This window comes from Tenacibaculum aquimarinum, assembly GCF_022478115.1.
Classification (GTDB): domain Bacteria; phylum Bacteroidota; class Bacteroidia; order Flavobacteriales; family Flavobacteriaceae; genus Polaribacter; species Polaribacter aquimarinum_A.
In genome coordinates this window covers 101,624-119,280 of sequence record NZ_JAKGSC010000005.1, presented here as the reverse complement: position 1 = coordinate 119,280, position 17,657 = coordinate 101,624, and the positions used below count along the sequence as shown (strand labels likewise).

12 protein-coding genes and 1 tRNA gene are annotated in these 17,657 nt (G+C 31.2%); 11 read left to right on the top strand and 2 right to left on the bottom strand.

The genetic code is table 11. The annotated features are described in order from the left end of the window. The first annotated feature begins 54 nt into the window (after nt 1-54). From L1S33_RS10950 to L1S33_RS10940, 3 genes are read left to right on the top strand one after another with little or no spacing between them, the layout of a single operon-like run. Nucleotides 55-5,019, top strand: coding sequence for a DUF7507 domain-containing protein (locus L1S33_RS10950; protein WP_240562357.1), 4,965 nt, complete (start codon nt 55-57; stop codon nt 5,017-5,019). Between the two features lie 56 nt (nt 5,020-5,075). Next, on the top strand, nt 5,076-5,993 hold the full coding sequence (locus tag L1S33_RS10945) for a PorP/SprF family type IX secretion system membrane protein (protein ID WP_240551557.1): 918 nt from the start codon (nt 5,076-5,078) through the stop codon (nt 5,991-5,993). Nucleotides 5,994-6,004: 11 nt separating this feature from the next. Continuing rightward, nucleotides 6,005-7,981, top strand: a complete 1,977-nt coding sequence (locus tag L1S33_RS10940) for an OmpA family protein (RefSeq protein WP_240562356.1) — start codon at nt 6,005-6,007, stop codon at nt 7,979-7,981. Between the two features lie 152 nt (nt 7,982-8,133). On the opposite strand, the gene L1S33_RS10935 is transcribed toward L1S33_RS10940, so the two are convergent. Next, entirely contained in the window at nt 8,134-8,967 is an 834-nt protein-coding gene (locus tag L1S33_RS10935) for a universal stress protein (RefSeq protein ID WP_240562355.1), read from the bottom strand. A gap of 126 nt (nt 8,968-9,093) precedes the next feature. On the opposite strand from L1S33_RS10935, the gene L1S33_RS10930 reads away from it, so the two are divergent. Beyond that, entirely contained in the window at nt 9,094-9,738 is a 645-nt protein-coding gene (locus L1S33_RS10930) for a hypothetical protein (RefSeq protein WP_240562354.1), read from the top strand. A 55-nt stretch (nt 9,739-9,793) separates the two neighbouring features. On the opposite strand, the gene L1S33_RS10925 is transcribed toward L1S33_RS10930, so the two are convergent. Beyond that, nucleotides 9,794-9,869, bottom strand: a tRNA-Phe gene (locus tag L1S33_RS10925). Nucleotides 9,870-9,968: 99 nt separating this feature from the next. Here L1S33_RS10925 and L1S33_RS10920 point away from each other — a divergent pair. The 7 genes from L1S33_RS10920 (at nt 9,969) to L1S33_RS10890 (ending at nt 17,571) form a co-directional block, all read left to right on the top strand. Continuing rightward, complete coding sequence (locus tag L1S33_RS10920; protein ID WP_240562353.1) at nt 9,969-10,700, top strand: type III pantothenate kinase; 732 nt, start codon at nt 9,969-9,971, stop codon at nt 10,698-10,700. Next, entirely contained in the window at nt 10,693-11,973 is a 1,281-nt protein-coding gene (locus tag L1S33_RS10915; protein ID WP_240562352.1) for a hypothetical protein, read from the top strand. Before L1S33_RS10920 ends, L1S33_RS10915 begins: the two co-directional genes overlap by 8 nt. 18 nt (nt 11,974-11,991) lie before the next feature. Then, on the top strand, nt 11,992-13,305 hold the full coding sequence (locus L1S33_RS10910) for a tetratricopeptide repeat protein (RefSeq protein WP_240562351.1): 1,314 nt from the start codon (nt 11,992-11,994) through the stop codon (nt 13,303-13,305). A gap of 11 nt (nt 13,306-13,316) precedes the next feature. Next, nucleotides 13,317-13,880 (top strand): LPS export ABC transporter periplasmic protein LptC, encoded by a 564-nt coding sequence (gene lptC, locus L1S33_RS10905; protein WP_240562350.1) that lies wholly within the window; start codon nt 13,317-13,319, stop codon nt 13,878-13,880. A gap of 1 nt (nt 13,881) precedes the next feature. Further along, on the top strand, nt 13,882-14,085 hold the full coding sequence (locus L1S33_RS10900) for a hypothetical protein (protein ID WP_240562349.1): 204 nt from the start codon (nt 13,882-13,884) through the stop codon (nt 14,083-14,085). After that, entirely contained in the window at nt 14,085-15,350 is a 1,266-nt protein-coding gene (locus L1S33_RS10895) for a hemolysin family protein (RefSeq protein WP_240562348.1), read from the top strand. The genes L1S33_RS10900 and L1S33_RS10895 overlap by 1 nt, the downstream gene beginning before the upstream one ends. 103 nt (nt 15,351-15,453) lie before the next feature. Beyond that, nucleotides 15,454-17,571 (top strand): peptidylprolyl isomerase, encoded by a 2,118-nt coding sequence (locus tag L1S33_RS10890; protein ID WP_240562347.1) that lies wholly within the window; start codon nt 15,454-15,456, stop codon nt 17,569-17,571. Nucleotides 17,572-17,657: the final 86 nt, after the last annotated feature.

Genomic DNA, 17,657 nt, shown 5'->3' with positions numbered 1-17,657 from the left:
TTAACAAAAACAGTAACAGGAATAGGCAGTTGTTCAACAGTAGTATCCGATGTTATGGATTTAACAATTGATGCTTTACCAACACCAGTAATTACGGTACCAATTTATGTTTGTGTTGGAGAACCAGCTTTAGATTTAACAAGAATTGTTACTCCTGCTTTTACTTCAGGTGGAACAGGAACAGCTATTACAGTTAATGGTACAGTAAATACAATATTTGATCCAGCAGTTTTAACAGCTGGAACTTATACAATTGAATATACTTTTGTAGATGCAACTACTGGTTGTATGAATTCTACAACTGCTGAAATTATAGTTTGCGACCCATCTTTAGAATTGGTTAAGACTAGTGCTTATGCCGACACCAATGGCGATGGCGTTGTAAGTCCAGGAGATCAGATTAACTACACATTTGTAGTAACAAATACAGGAAATGTAACCGTAACTAGTATAGATGTAACGGATAGTAATTTAACACCAGCGTTAGTAGGAACTATTGCGAGTTTAGCTCCAATGGCAAATCAGACGTTAAGTGCAAGTTATACCATTACACAAACAGATATAAATGCAGGACAAGTAATCAACGAAGCCTTAGCAGAAGGAGAAGATCCAAATGGAAATTCAGTAAGTGACGATTCAGATTCAGGAAATGCGAATGATGGACCAAACGATGATGATGATACAGTAACACCATTACCATTAAGTTCAGAGTTAACATTAATAAAGAGTTCAACATTAGATTTAGCAACGAATACAATTACCTATACGTATGCAGTTGAGAACACAGGAAACACATCAGTAAATGATATTACTGTAACAGAGACAACCTTCTCAGGAACTGGAACCACACCAACACCAATTTACACAGGTGGCGGATTAGCTTTAGGAGGAGATGCAGCTATATTTGATGCGAATCCAGGTGATGTTTTACAATTTACAGCAACATATAGTTTAACACAAGCAGATATTGATGCAGGAGTTGTAACCAACGAAGCGCAAACAAGTGGAACAGATCCAAGTGGCGCAACCATAATGGACGACTCGGATTCAGGAAATGCAGGTGACGATACAGGAGCAGGCGATGATGCAACAGCAACAACAATTCCAGCAAGTCCAGAATTGACCTTAATAAAAACAAGTACATATGTTGATAATGCACCAATGGGCTTAGATACCAATGATGTCATCAACTATGTTTATACTGTAGAAAACACAGGAAACGTAACGGTAAATGATGTAACAGTATCAGAAACAACGTTTACAGGAACTGGAACAGTACCAACACCAACGTATAGTATGGGAGGCGCAGATTTAGATGGAGATACAGATGCATTTGATGCGATTCCAGGAGATGTAATTACGTTCACAGCAAGTTATATGATAACGCAAACTGATATCAATTCAGGAAATATCAGTAATGAAGCTTTAGCAAGTGGAACAGATACAAGCGGAGCAGCAGTAACAGATGAATCTGATTCAGGAAATGCAGCAGATGATACCGGAGCAGATAATGATCCAACCAACAGTCCATTACCAACCATAAGTAGTATCGCATTAACAAAAGGCGTAAGTCCTTTAACGGATACGAATGGCGATGGAATTGTAGGAGCGGGAGATCAAGTAACGTATACATTCACAGTAGAAAATACAGGAAGTACTACTATTGAAGCTGTAACAGTAACGGATGCAACTATTGGCTTAAGCAATGCAGTGGTAATACCAGCAACGTTACAACCAACAGAAACAGGAGTAATCACATCAGTATATACTATTACTCAAGCAGATGTAAATACAGGAAATGTAGAAAACACTGCAACAGCAAGTGGAACTGATCCAAATGGAGCAGGAGTAACAGATGTTTCAGATAGTACAAATCCAAATGATGACGAAGGTCAACCAGGAAATAGTGATGCTGATACGGATGATACAAATGATCCAACCAACTTAGCCATTGCACCAACACCAGCATTAGAGTTAGTTAAGACCAGTTCTTATGCCGACACCAATGGTGATGGCGTTGTAAGTCCAGGAGATCAGATTAACTACACGTTTGTAGTAACAAACACAGGAAATGTAACAGTAACAAGTATAGATGTAACAGATAGTAACTTAACACCAACGTTAGTAGGGACTATTGCGAGTTTAGCTCCAATGGCAAATCAGACGTTAAGTGCAAGTTATACCATTACACAAACAGATGTAAATGCAGGACAAGTAATCAACGAAGCTGTAGCAGAAGGAGAAGATCCAAACGGAAATTCAGTAAGTGATGATTCAGATTCAGGAAATGCGAATGATGGACCAAACGATGATGATGATACATTAACATTATTACCATTAAGTTCAGAATTAACATTAACAAAGAGTTCAACATTAGATTTAGCAACGAATACAATTACCTATACGTATGCAGTTGAGAACACAGGAAACACATCGGTAAATGATATTACTGTAACAGAGACAACCTTCTCAGGAACGGGAACTACACCAACACCAATTTACACAGGTGGCGGAGTAGCTTTAGGAGGAGATGCAGCTATATTTGATGCGAACCCAGGTGATGTTTTACAATTTACAGCAACATACAGTTTAACACAAGCAGATATTGATACAGGAGTTGTAACCAACGAAGCGCAAACAAGTGGAACAGATCCAAGTGGCGCAACCATAATGGATGCTTCGGATTCAGGAAATGCAGGTGATGATACTGGCGCAGGTGATGATGTAACAAATACTTTTATACCTCAAGATGCAAGTATGAACTTAAATAAAACAGGAGTATTAGTTGATGGAGGTGATGGTTTACAAGCAGGTGACACAATTGATTATACATTCACTTTAACAAACACAGGAAATACAACTATTTCTGATGTTAGTTTAAATGATCCATTATTAGGAGGTGTTATTGCCGGGCCAGTTTCTGGAGATGACAATTCTGATTCAATTTTAGATTTAGATGAAATTTGGATTTACAATGCAACATATACATTGTTACAATCTGATATTGATGCGGGAATGGTTGAAAACACTGCAACTGTTTCTGGTGAAGCGCCAAATGGAGCTCCAATAACAGATATATCTGATGATCCAAATAATAATGCAAATGTAGATTCTAACGGAGATGGAAATCCAGACGATCCAACAATAATCGACTTTGGTTGTATGCCAGATATTGTTTTATATAAAGAAGATATTTCTTTTTCAGGAGATGTTTCAAATCCAGTTCCAGGAGATATTATTACTTTCCAATTTACAGCGGTAAATACAGGTAATATTACTTTATTAAATGCAGAAATATTTGATGCTTTATTAGGTGGATTTGTTGGAGAGTTTGAAGAGATTCTTGTAGGTCAATCATTAACAACTACACAGAGTTATACAATTACCCAGGCAGATATTGACTACGGACATGTTTTAAATACTGCATTTATTGTAGCAGATCCTGTAGGAATAGATTGTGATGAAGTTAGAGATGTGTCTCATGATAGAGATTACGCAACAAGTGGTGTTGATTCTAATGCAGATGGAGATCCTACTAATGATCCTTTAGTAGATTCTGATGGAGATGGAGAACCAGATAATGATACAGAAGTATTCTTACAGCAAAATCCAGAAATTAATCTTACTAAAACATTTGTGTATTTAGATACAAATGGAAATGGAGATATTGATTTTGGAGATCAATTACAATATAACTTTGTAGTAACAAATAATGGAAATGTAACAATTACAGATATCGTTATTAACGATCCTTTACTAGGAGGAGTTGTCGGTGTGGTTGACGTGTTAACACCTTCAGATACTGGTAATGTTACAGCAACATACAATTTAACACAAGGTGATATTGATACAGGAAATGTAACAAATACAGCAACAGCAACAGGTAATGATCCATTTGATAATGACGTTGCAGATGATGATACAGTTGTATTCTCAATTGCAGAAATGCCAAATTTATCTTTAGTAAAAGGAGCACAAGTTATAGATACTAATGGAAATAACTTAACAGATGCAGGAGATGAAATTGCATATACATTTACGGTAACTAATACAGGAAATGTAACTATAGATAATGTAACTATTGATGACACAACTATTGGTATCTCGAACTTATCAGTAGCACCATCAACTTTACAGCCTAATGAAACAGGTATTGTTATAGCTAATTATACAATGACACAAACCGATATTGAAAACGGTAGACTTGTTAATTCTGCAGTTGTTAGTGGTACAGATGCCATGGGACAACCAGTAACAGATATTTCAGATAGTGCAAATCCAGCAGATGATACTGGAGCAGGTGATGATCCAACAGTAACAGAATTTGAAATTGCAAGAATTTCTTTATTAAAAGAAGCAGAATATGTAGATGCTAATAATAATGATGTTGTTGATGAAGGAGATGCTATTCATTATTCATTTACTGTTACTAATACAGGTAATGTAAACTTATTTGAAATTACTATTACTGATGATTTAGTATCAGTAAATGGTGGCCCAATTAATTTATTAGTAGGAGCAACAGATAGCACAACATTTACTGCAGTATACAGCTTAACAATAGCAGACCTCCAAGCAGGTATGGTTGAAAATACTGCAACGGTTAAAGGACAAGATAGTAATGGTAATATTGTTAGTGATATTTCTGATGATCCAAACAATCCGTCGGACATTGATGTTAATAATGATGCAAATCCAGATGACCCAACAATTACAATGTTAGAAACTCAAAACGATTTAGAAATCTTTAATGAAATATCTCCAAATGGAGATGGAGATGGAGACTTCTTTGTTATTCAAGGTTTACATAATTATCCAAACAATACATTATATATCTATAATAGATGGGGTAATATAGTGTTTGAAGCTAAAAACTATCAAAACAATTTTGAAGGTATTTCTAATGGAAGAGCAACCGTTGCAAAAGATAAAGAATTACCTGTAGGAACTTATTATTACCTTTTAGATTTGGGTGATGGTTCTAGAGTAAATTCAGGATGGTTATATATTAATAGGTAATTAAAAAAATAAATTAAAAGAAGACAGTTAATGCTTTCTTCAAAATAAAATTTTATATGAAATTAAATTTGAAAACGATAATAGGAGTTTGTTTGTTAGTGGTAGGTAGTACTACTTTTGCGCAACAAGACCCTCAATTTACTCAATATATGTATAACACATTATCGGTAAATTCTGCTTATGCAGGTACAAGAGGTCATGTTGCAATTACAGCAATTCATAGATCTCAATGGGCAGGATTAGAAGGAGCTCCTGAAACACAAACATTAACTTTTGATTCGCCAATTGGTAGAAATTTAGGTTTAGGTATTTCTATTGTTCAGGATAAACTAGGACCATCAAAGGAAACTTATTTTGATGCTAATCTTTCATATTCAATAAAGACTTCTAAAACTCATAGGTTATCATTAGGACTTAAAGGTGGATTAAGATTGTTAAATATTGATTGGTCTAGAGGAAATCATCAAGCAAGTGGAGATGTTCTTTTTCAGGAAAATATAAATAGAACACTACCAACTTTAGGAGCAGGATTATATTACTATAGTGAAAAGAGTTATTTAGGTTTTTCTATTCCTAATTTTTTCGCGGACCAACATTATGATGATATTCAAGGTGGTGTTGCAACCGAACGTTTGCATATGTTTTTTATCGGTGGATTGGTTAGAAACATAAGTGATAACATTAAATTTAAACCAGCATTTTTACTAAAAAGTGTTTCGGGAGCTCCGTTAATTTTAGACTTATCGGCAAACTTTATGTTTAATGAAAAGTTTAGATTAGGTGCAAGTTATAGATGGGACGATTCTGTAAGTGGTTTAATAGGTTTACAAGTTTCTCCTAAATTACTGTTAGGTTATTCTTATGATTATACAACAACAGAGTTGCAGAGAGTAAATTCTGGAACGCATGAATTTATGCTTCGTTTCGAACTTATATCTAAAGAAAGAAAATTAAAATCACCTCGATTCTTTTAAAAAAACATCATATGAAAAATATAATAACTTTAAGTTTTATTCTTATTTCTTTTAGCCTAAGTTATGGGCAAGAAACTTATAAGGCTGCAGATAGAGTTTTTGAAAAAATGCAATATTTAGATGCAGCAAAAATGTATGAATCTAAATTAAGTAATGGAGATTATTCTAAAGAATTACTCCAAAAAGCAGGTGATGCTCATTATTTTAATACCAATATGGCTAAAGCTAATAAATGGTATGATATATTAATAAGTGATTATTTAAATGAAGTTGATGCGGAATATATTTTTAGATACGCACACACTTTACAAGGTATAGGTGAAAATAATTCAGCAAAAAAATGGATGAAAATCTTTGCGAAAAGAGCTAAGCAAAACGATAAAAGAATTGTAGATCATTCAGAAAGTGATGTTGTTTTAGAGAATGTATTGAGTATTAAACCTCAGTTTAGATTGCAAAATTTATCAATTAATACAAAGAATTCAGATTTTGGACCTATGTATTATAAAAATAAATTAGTCTATTCATCAGCTTTAGACTCGTCATATTATCATGAAAGAATATATAATTGGAACAATCAACCCTACTTAAGTTTCTACTTAGGTAGAATTAATGCAGTTGAAACTGATGTAAAATTTATAGAAGAATTTTCTGAAACTATAAACACAAAATATCACGAAGCTACTTTGGCTTTTTCGCCAGACAATCAAAAAGTATATTTTACAAGAAATAACTATATAGATGAATTAGGTAGAGATGATGATGGTGTAAATCATTTAAAATTATATAGCGCAGAGTTATCAGTAGATACTTTATCAAACAAGAACAGAAAAGAATGGAGGAATATAAAAGAATTACCATTTAATAGTGAAAACTATTCAGTTGGTCATCCAACAGTTAGTAAAGATGGTAAAAAGCTATACTTTGTTTCTGATATGCCAGGAACTATTGGAGCAACAGATATATTTGTTGTAGATATTTTAAATGATGATGAGTATTCTACTCCTAAAAACTTAGGACCAAAAGTAAATACTTCTGGTAGAGAAATGTTTCCGTTTATTACTGATAACTCGTTGTACTTTGCTTCAGATGGCCATATTGGTTTAGGAGGTTTAGATGTTTTTGAAAGTGCTTTAACTTCAAATACATTTCAAAAACCAACAAATTTAGGAGCTCCATTAAATAGTCAATTAGACGATTTTAGTTTTATTATTAAAGAAGAAGAAAATATTGGTTTTGTATGTTCTAATAGAGAAGGAGGTAAAGGAGATGATGATATCTATTCTTTTGAAAGATTCCAAGCAATAACTCCAGTTAAGGTAGAAGATTGTCAGCAATTTGTAAAAGGTTACGTATCTAACAGTAAAACAGGAGAACGTATTCCAGATGCAACAGTAACGCTTTATAATGAAAAAGATGTAAAGTTATCTCAAACACAAAGTAGAATAAATGGAGATTATGCATTTAACTTCGACTTAGGATGTAGTAAAAAGCATTATATTAAAGTTGAAAAGAACGGATATAATCCTAATGAAAAGATATTTGTAACCTCAAGTATTTCTTCAGAAACAATTGTTCCTTTAGATATTGAAACGATAGATGAATTAATTGTTGAAGATAACGGGCTTTTAAAAATTAAAATAGGAATTATATATTTTGATTTAGATAAGTTTTTTATACGTGATGATTCTGCTAACGAGTTAAATAAAATTGTAGTATTAATGACTAAATACCCAAAAATGGTTATTAATATAGAGTCTCATACCGATTCTCGATCTAAAGATGAGTATAACTTAGAGTTATCTAACAATAGAGCACAAGCTACCAAAAACTATATAATTTCAAAAGGAATTTCGGCTAACCGTATTAATAATGCTCAAGGGTTTGGAGAAACTCAGTTAATTAATAAATGTAGTAACGGCGTTTCTTGTACTGAAGCTCAACATCAATTAAATAGAAGGTCAGAGTTTATAATTTTGAAGATTTAGTAAAATATATTTAATACTTCAAAAGCCCAAACATAAGTTTGGGCTTTTTTGATACAGCTTTATTTTAGTAAATATATTTTTTGTTGTTAATAGTGCTATTTTCAGCCTGATGAATATTCGAATTTCCTCTTTTTTTATACTTTCTTATTCTTTTATTCAGGAATTATTAAAAAAGGAATTTCTAAATGATGCCCTAGTTTTTTAATAACAGGTTCATGTAAGAGTTTTTCAAGAAAACTATGTTTATATCGTATCATAGCTAAAATATCTATATCAAAGTCAAAGATGAAATCAACTATTTCTCTAGCTTTATCAGCATAATTTGACATTAAATGATAGCTGGTCTTAACATTACTTCTATATAAGTACATTGTTAATGCGTCCAAGTTTTTCTGTTGCCCTGCACTTAATTCACCTTCAGTATTTATGTGCATAATTCTAACTATTGAATTACTAATTTTAGCCATATCTTTAATAGGGTTTAATAATTCACTTTTATATAATCTATTAAAATCTGAAGGAAAGCCAATATCTTCTGGCATTAAAATATCTACCATAATTGGTACAGCCAAAACAGGGCAATTATTAATTTTGTTTATAACATTTATAGTATTGCTACCCAAAAGCACTTCTTTTAAGCCACTTGCTCCTTTGGTTCCCATAACGACTAAATCTATTTGATGATTTTCTATGGCAATTTCTATTGCTTGTTCTAAATCATGACCACTTTCAGAGATTTTGAAGGTGTGCTTAGGGTTTGAATCTGCTTTTTCAGCTCTTTCTTGTAAGTGTTTTAAGTCTTTTATGGCGTTTTCTCTCATAGCACTAGTTAGTTTGTTTGAGATGTTAGACATCATAGATACACCTATTTTTATTGAGTGCAACAAAACGAACTCACACTCTTCACTAGAAAAAATATTTAGAGCATATTTAGTAGCAAACCAAGCGTTGTCAGAAAAATCTGTAGGTATTAATATTTTTTTCATTTTAATTAGATTTATTGTTGATTAAAAGTAAAAGATTAAAAAGCTTTAAAAGCTGATATTTATCAGGATTTAAAAAATAAAAACTAATTAACTTTGATGGGTTAACACTTTTAAATAATGGGTTTTATGAAAACATCGATAAAGATATTTTTACTATTTTTTATATCAATACTTTTTAATAACTGTACAACTGCAGATTTGGTTGAGAGTTGGAAGAGTCCGGATATTGATACACTTACTGTAACAAAAGTTTTGGTTATTGGAATGACACCAAATATTCAAGCACGTAGAGAATTTGAAAAAAAAATAAAAGATGAATATACAGTTAGAGGTATAGAGGCAGTAATGAGTTTAGACGTGCTAGACCCAAATTTTACTTTTGATAGTTTGCCAGAAAATCAAATTAAAATTATTGAAAATATATTAACGTCAAATTTTTATGATGCTGTACTTTTTACGAAAGTAAAAGGTGTTGAAGATAGAGTAGTCTACAATGATAATTTTGAAAGAAAAGAATATTTAGATGTTAAATTTAAAGAAGACTATAACAATCACTTAAAGATAATAAATGATCCAAAGTACTATGATAAGTATAAGGTTTATCATGCAGAAACATCGTTATATTGTATTTGTCCTACAAAAGATAGAGAGTTAGTGTGGAAAGGATCAATTAATATAGTAGACCCAACATCAGTAGAAGAAACAGTTAATGATTATGTTAATGTGCTAATATTAGCAATGGAAGAACTGAATCTATTACCTGAAAAATAAATTGATTTATAATTTTACTAAATTAAAAAAGCCCAAACATAAGTTTGGGCTTTTATGGTGGTGCCTCCAGGAATCGAACCAGGGACACAAGGATTTTCAGTCCTTTGCTCTACCAACTGAGCTAAGGCACCATTGCGTTAGCGGATGCAAATATAAGACGCTTTTTACTTATTAACCAAATAAAAGTTAAAAAATCTGTTGTATTTTTACAATATATTAAAATTAAAAGAATGTACTTAATTATAGATGTTGGTAATACAAGAATTAAAGCAGCTGTTTATCAAAATGATAGCCTGTTGGATCTTGTGGTGTTTGATAAAAAAAGAATTATTTCTGAAATAAAAAAAATAGTAAAAAAGTATACTATTTCTAAAGGAATTATATCTGCTGTAGCTACAATATCAAAATTTAAGATGGATAAGTTGAAGAATATTCTACCAATTATAGAACTTTATCACAAAACTAAGGTTCCTTTTAAGAATAATTATAAAACTCCTAAAACCCTTGGTGTAGATAGAATTGCATTGGTTTCTGCAGCTGTTCAACAATTTCCTGAAGAAAATGTCTTAATTATAGATGCAGGAACTTGTATAACGTTTGATTTTGTTACAAAAGAAAATGAATATTTGGGAGGAGCAATTTCACCAGGAATACAAATGCGCTATAAAGCCCTAAATACGTTCACATCAAAACTACCATTATTAAAAAATAAAGAAGTAGAAGATTTTATAGGTAATTCTACAGATACTTCAATCCATTCAGGAGTTGTTAATGGAGTTTGTAATGAGTTAGACGGTGTAATTAATCAGTATAAAAAGCAATTTAAGGATTTAACAGTAGTTTTAACAGGAGGAGATACAAATTTCTTGGCTAAACAATTAAAAAGTAGCATATTTGCGACTCCAAATTTTGTTTTGGAAGGATTACACACAATTTTGATTTACAATTCTAAGAATGACTAAGAAAATATTATTTGCGTTTATACTATTATCAACTTCAGTAATAATAGCACAAAGGAACAACTCATCACCTTATTCTTATTTTGGTTTAGGTGACGAATTTAGTTCAACCACAGTTGAACAATCGTCAATGGGAGGTATTGGTGTTGCTTTTAAGACAGATCATTATTTAAATTTTATCAATCCTGCTGCAAATGCTAATTTACGTTTTGCAACTTATGGAATAGGAGGTTTAATAACTGACTTAACTTTAAAAGATAACACAGGAGAACAGTCTGGTTCTTCAACAAGTTTACGTTACATAGCTCTTGGTTTTCCTATTGGAGATAAAGCAGGTTTTTCTGCAGGGTTACAACCACAATCTTCTGTTGGTTATGCATTATTAAATCAAGTATATGACACAGATGATAATTTAACAGAGTTTACTCGTTATACAGGAACTGGAGGTACAAGTAGATTGTATGGGGCTTTTGGTATAGAAGTAATGAAGGGATTGTCTTTAGGAGCAGAAGCATCTTTTGTTTTTGGTACGGTTAATAATGATATTTTAAATCAAAGAGATGGCTTAGCTTTAGGAACAAAAAACGAGGAAACCACTAGAGTTAGAGGTGGTTTATATAAAGTAGGTATGCAATACCAAAAAGAGTTATCTAATAAATTACAATTAAACGCAGGAGTTTCATTGCAGCTAGAAAGTAATTTAACAGAAAAAAATCAAGCTTATTTATATTCACTTTCTTTTGATGGAACAGGTTTCGAAATTCCAAGAGATACGCTTTCAGCATCATCAACAGTAACAACATTTAATATTCCTCTAAAAACTAATTTAGGAGTTGGTCTTGGTAAAAGAGATAAATGGTATGCAGGTGTTAATTATGAATTTCAGGATGCGTTAGATAATAATTCTGCTATTGGAAGTACTTATATGTATGGAGAATCTAATAAATTAGCAATTGGTGGTTTTTATTTGCCAAAAATTAATTCTATTTCTAGCTACTGGAACAGAATAACTTACCGCGCCGGATTAAGGATAGAAGATACTGGTTTACTGGTTGATGGAAGTGGAAATGGAAATAATTTTACACCAATTAAAGACTTTGGCATAAATGTTGGATTAGGATTGCCGTTGGGTAACCGAGCTTCTAATATTAATATAGGTTTAGAGTATGGGCAAAGAGGAACAACTGACAATAATTTAATACAAGAAAATTATTTTAATTTTAGATTAAGTTTATCTTTGAACGATATTTGGTTCAAAAAACGACAAATAGATTAACAAAAAAATACGGACAAGATGATGAAAAAAATTACACATTTATTAACAGGGCTGTTTCTTATAGCAGCAATTGGTGTTAACGCACAGGCGGAAGACTGTAATGTTAAATACAACCTTTTTAAAGGGAATGTAACAACAAAAAAATATACCGAAGCTAAAACACAATTAGACGGATTATTAACTAGTTGTCCTACATTATCTGTAAATATTTATAAATATGGAACAAAAGTAGCTGAGAATTTAAAGGATCAAGCGTTAGTAAAAAAACTATATGAAATGCGTTTGGTTAATTTTCCAAACAAAGGAACAGCAAAAGCCCATAGTGATTATGCAAGTTATTTAGCCGAGAACAATTTAGGTTCTGAAGATGAAATTTTTTCAATCTTAGAAAAAGCATATAAAATTTCACCAAAAGATATGGGTGTTAAAAACATCTATAAATATTTTCAAGGTGTAACGGATAGATATAAAGATACAGATCCTCAAAAAGTATTTAATGCTTATGATGATGTAATGGAATCTGTAGGTGAAAAATTAGATGACTATTCTAAAAAAATTGCTAAAGCAAGAAAAGATTCAGCAAATTTAGACAGTAGAGGATTAAGAAACTTAAGAGCATATAAAATAAACTCTAAGTCTTTAGGACAAGTAGAAGGTGGTTTGGATAATATTATTTCTGAAATTGCAACATGTCCAAGATTAATACCATTATTAAGTAGAGATTTTGATGCTAACAAAAATGATGCAACTTGGTTAAGAAGATCTGTTTCTAGATTATATAACAAAGGATGTCAGTCAGATCCATTATTTGAAAAAATGGCTAGAGCTTATGCTGAAGCAGCACCATCTGCAGATTCATATAAATTCTTAGCAGGTGTTTTATCTAAAAATGGAGATGAAGCAGGAGCTACTCAAATGAGAGCAAAATCATTTGACTTAGAAACGGACCCTTTTAAGAAAGCAAAAATAAAATTAAGTTTCGCACAACAAGCTGCTTCTGCAGGTCAAAAGTCTAATGCAAGAGCTTTAGCTTTAGAAGCATTAACTTTTAACCCTAATTATGGTAAAGCATATTTATTAATTGCAAACTTATATGCTAAAAGCGCTAATAGTTGTGGTAGCGATGAGTTTGAAAAGAGAATGGTTTATGCTGCAGCATTAAAAATGGCAAGAAAAGCACAATCTGTAGATCCAGGTTCTAATGCAGGAAGATATGTATCTAGCTATAGATCATCTTTACCTTCTAAGAAATTAATTTTTCAAAAAGGTGTTGCATCAGGAAGTTCTTATAGAGTAGGATGTTGGATAGGTGAAACTGTAAGAGTACCTTAATAGTTTTCAATTTGAAACATACAAGAAATATATATATAAACATTGCTGCCATATTTATGGTGGCAATGTTTTTTTCTTGTACAAACAATGCAAAAGAAGTCCGTAATTTTTTAGCTGAAAAAAATTTACCAATAGCAGTTGCCAAAAATGCATATCACGTATATAAAGATTCAGGTAGAATTACTTCTAAATTAACAACACCTTTACTACACGATTTTTCTAACAGGAAAGATCATCCTTATAACGAATTTCCAAAAGGAATTAAAATTGTAACAATAGATAAAAACGGGATAGATTCTACCACAGTAACTGGAAATTATGCATTATCATATTCTAAAACTTCAATTTCAGAAATTAGAGGCAATGTTGTAGTTGTTAACCATACAGGGAAATCTAAATTAGTAACAGATCAATTATATTGGGACCAAAAATTGGGGTACTTTTTTTCTGAAGATAAATTTATACTTATCCAAGAAAAAGATACCTTTACAGGAGTAGGATTTGAGTCTAAAGAAGACTTAACAAAATGGATGGCAAAAGACGTTACAGGTAATTTAGAAGCAAAACAAAATTAAGATGAACAAACTTTGGAAAATAATACAATACGGTTATTTAGTTGTAGCTGTAATTTGCCTTGTAGAAGGAATAATTAGATTTAATTCTGATAGAAATAAAGCATATCTATTTTTAATAGTTGCGGTTTTAGTTACCTTTATGTTTTTTGTAAAGAGAAGATTAAGACAGAAAATAGAGAAAAGAAATAGTAATAAACCCAATTAATGCAAGTAGAAATAATAATTGCAATAGCTTCCATTTTATTCTCAGCTTTTTTTTCTGGGATGGAAATTGCTTTTGTTTCTGCTAATAAACTTCATATAGAATTAGAGAAAAAACGAGAAGGTTTTTTACCTAAAATACTAACAAGGCTTACACATAAATCTTCAAAATTTATTACCACAATGTTAGTTGGTAATAACATTGCTTTGGTAATTTACAGTTATTTTATGGGAAGAATCTTGTTAAGGTTTCTTCCAGTAGAAATGTTTTCTAATTTTATTGTTTTAGTAATACAAACTCTTATTTCTACCTTAATAATTTTGGTTACTGCAGAGTTTTTACCAAAAGCTATTTTTAGAATTTATGCAAATGAAGCACTAAAGCTTTTCGCAATTCCTGCTTATTTCTTTTATATTATTTTTCATTTTATTTCAGAATTTATAACTGCAATATCAGATTTTTGTTTGCGAGTTTTTTTTAAAACAAATAGTCAAGAAGAGCAAACGGAATTTAGTAAAGAAGAACTAGGGAATTATATTACAGAACAACTAGAAACTACAAATTCAGACGATGAAGAGTTAGATTCAGAAATTCAAATTTTTCAAAATGCTTTAGAATTTCATAATGTAAAGGCAAGAGAAATCATGGTTCCTAGAACAGAAATTATGGCTGTAGAATTACATCAAACAGTTACTAATTTAAAAAAAGAATTTATAGAAACTGGGTATTCTAAAATATTAGTTTATAAAACCTCTTTAGATGATATTATTGGTTATGTAAACGCATTTGAGTTATTTAAAAACCCAAAAACTATAAAATCTATTTTGCTACCAGTAGAAATTGTTCCAGAATCTATGATGATTAATGATGTACTAAATGTTTTAATGAAAAAACGAAAAAGTATAGCAGTAGTTGTAGATGAATATGGAGGAACTTCTGGAATGATAACTGTTGAAGATGTTGTTGAAGAATTATTTGGAGAAATTGAAGACGAACACGATAGTCAAGAGTTTTTAGAAGAAAAAATTAATGATAGAGAATTTAATTTTTCTGCACGTTTAGAGGTGGATTACTTAAATGAAACGTACGATTTAAATATTTTAAAGGAAGAGGCTTATGAAACTCTTGGAGGTTTTGTAATTCATCACACAGAAAATATTCCTGAACAAGATGAAGTAATTATTATAAACAATCTTCATATTAAAATTTTAAAAGTAAGTACCTCAAAAATTGATGAAGTTCATGTAAAACTTCTAGATTTTGAATAGTAAAATATAGCTATTACAAAGAGCTGAAAATCTTGTTTGTAAATCATTGCATTTTACAAACCCAAATTGTATCTTCGCCCACTGAAAATAAATTAAATTACGTATGGCAATTTTATCGAAAATTAGAGAACGTTCAATGTTCTTAATTCTTGTAATAGGTTTAGCACTTTTTGCATTTGTGTTAGATCCTTCAACTTTAGGAGATTTTTTTAACTCTTCTAAAATAAATGAAGTAGGAGATATCAATGGAGAAACTATCTCTAGACAAGAGTTTGCAGAAGCTTTAGAGTTATATCAAACACAAAATGGTAATAGAGTTTCAGAAATGCAAGCATCTAAAATTGTTTGGGATAATTTAGTTAGACAAAAATTATACACAGCACAATTAGAAGAAGCAGGAATAACTTTAGGAGAACAAGATATTATGAATGTTTTGTATCAGACACCTTCTGTGCAAAATGATCCTAGGTTCCAAACTGCTGGAATGTTTGATAAAAGTAAATTTTTAGAGTATTTAGCTACCATAAAAGAAGATTCTAGTCAAAAAGAAACTTGGAATTCTTGGCAAAGTTATATGAGCTCTATAGGAGATAATTTAAAAAGAACTACTTACGACGATTTAATTGGAGCTGGTTTAGGAGCTTCATTAAAAGAAGGAGAGGCTCAATACTTAAATGAAAACACTAAAATTTCAGGTAGTTTTGTTTATGTACCATATACAAGTGTAGCTGATAGTTTAATTGCTTTAAAAAAGAGTGATATTCAAAACTATATAGATGCTAATCCTGCTGATTTTAAAACGGAAGCTTCAAGAGATATTAAATACGTAAAGTTTGATATTTTGCCTACAGCAGAAGATGAATTAGCAATAAAAAATGAAATTGGTGCTTTGTTAGAAGATAATGAGCGGTTTGCTTCTAAAGGATTAAAGAACGCAACGGATTATGTTGCTTTTTTAGATGAAAATAAATCAGACGAACCATTAAACAACAATTATATGTTTAAGAATGATCTTTTTGCAGAAGTTGCAGAAGGTATTATGTCTAAAAATGTAGGAGAAGTTTTTGGTCCTTATAAAGATAGAGGTTTTTACAAAATATCTAAAGTAACTGAAGTTGCGCAAATGCCAGACTCTGTAAAAGCGAGTCATATTTTAATTCCTTTTTTAGGCTCTAGATCAGCTACAGCTGAAACTACTCTAGTAGAAGATGATGCAAGAATACAAGCTGATAGCATTTTATCTGTATTAAAGCGTAACAGAAATAAATTCTCTGATTTGGCAAAGAAATTTTCTGTAGACAAAACAAATGCAGATAAAGGAGGAGAGCTAGATTGGTTTGCTTATAACCGTATGGTTCCTGAGTTTAGAGATTATACTTTTAATAATAAAAAAGGAGATATTGGTGTTGTAAAATCACCATTCGGTTTTCATATTGTTAAAATTGATGATCAAACTAAAAAGCAAAAAGTTGTAAAATTAGCAACTTTATCTAAAAGAATTGTTGCTTCAGAAGCAACTGAAAATACTGTTTTTCAAAATGCAGAAACATTTGCCCTAGAAGTATCTAACGGTAACTCTATAGATGAAGCTGCTAAAAGTAAAGAATTACAAGCTAGAGCATCAGTAGGTTTAAAAGTTTTAGATGAAAACATTGCAGGTCTAGGTAACCAAAGACAAATAGTTTCTTGGGCTTTTGGAAATGATATTGAAGTTGGATCTTTTAAAAGATTTGATGTTGATAATGGCTATGTTGTAGCTACAGTTACAGGGAAAGCTGAAAAAGGTTTATTATCTGTAGAAAAAGCAACAGCAAGAGTTCGTCCATTAGTTTTAAAGGAGAAGAAAGCAGCATTAATTAAAGATAAAATGGATGGGGCTACTTTAGCAGATATAGCAAGTGCAAATGGTCAATCTGTAAAAAATATTTCTGATGTAACATTAAATTCTCCAACAATTTCAGGCGTAGGTAATGAGCCAAGTGTAATTGGAGCAATGATAAATGCTAAAGAAAACGAATTATACAATAAAATAGAAGGTGAAAAAGGAGTATTTGCTTTTAGTGTTTCTAAAAAAGAATTACCAACCGCTTTGCCAAATTATGATACTTACAGAAAACGTATAGCAGATCAGAGAAGAAATCAATCTTTTAAAATGTATGAAGCAATTAAAAAAGCTTCTGATGTTGAAGATAATCGAGCTTCTTTTTACGGAATTCAGTAAAAAAAAACATTATATATAAAAAATACCGAAGCATTTGCTTCGGTATTTTTTTTGCTGAAAAGTAAAACCTTTGAAATTAAATCTAT

Bases quoted from the DNA above. Each gene is read 5' to 3' on its own strand.
- L1S33_RS10935 (WP_240562355.1), bottom strand. From the start codon at position 8,967: ATGAAAAAAATATTAATACCTACAGATTTTTCTGACAACGCTTGGTTT.
- L1S33_RS10890 (WP_240562347.1), top strand. From the start codon at position 15,454: ATGGCAATTTTATCGAAAATTAGAGAACGTTCAATGTTCTTAATTCTT.
- L1S33_RS10920 (WP_240562353.1), top strand. From the start codon at position 9,969: ATGTACTTAATTATAGATGTTGGTAATACAAGAATTAAAGCAGCTGTT.
- L1S33_RS10910 (WP_240562351.1), top strand. From the start codon at position 11,992: ATGATGAAAAAAATTACACATTTATTAACAGGGCTGTTTCTTATAGCA.
- L1S33_RS10940 (WP_240562356.1), top strand. From the start codon at position 6,005: ATGAAAAATATAATAACTTTAAGTTTTATTCTTATTTCTTTTAGCCTA.
- L1S33_RS10895 (WP_240562348.1), top strand. From the start codon at position 14,085: ATGCAAGTAGAAATAATAATTGCAATAGCTTCCATTTTATTCTCAGCT.
- L1S33_RS10945 (WP_240551557.1), top strand. From the start codon at position 5,076: ATGAAATTAAATTTGAAAACGATAATAGGAGTTTGTTTGTTAGTGGTA.
- L1S33_RS10930 (WP_240562354.1), top strand. From the start codon at position 9,094: ATGAAAACATCGATAAAGATATTTTTACTATTTTTTATATCAATACTT.
- L1S33_RS10915 (WP_240562352.1), top strand. From the start codon at position 10,693: ATGACTAAGAAAATATTATTTGCGTTTATACTATTATCAACTTCAGTA.
- L1S33_RS10900 (WP_240562349.1), top strand. From the start codon at position 13,882: ATGAACAAACTTTGGAAAATAATACAATACGGTTATTTAGTTGTAGCT.
- L1S33_RS10950 (WP_240562357.1), top strand. From the start codon at position 55: ATGGATTTAACAATTGATGCTTTACCAACACCAGTAATTACGGTACCA.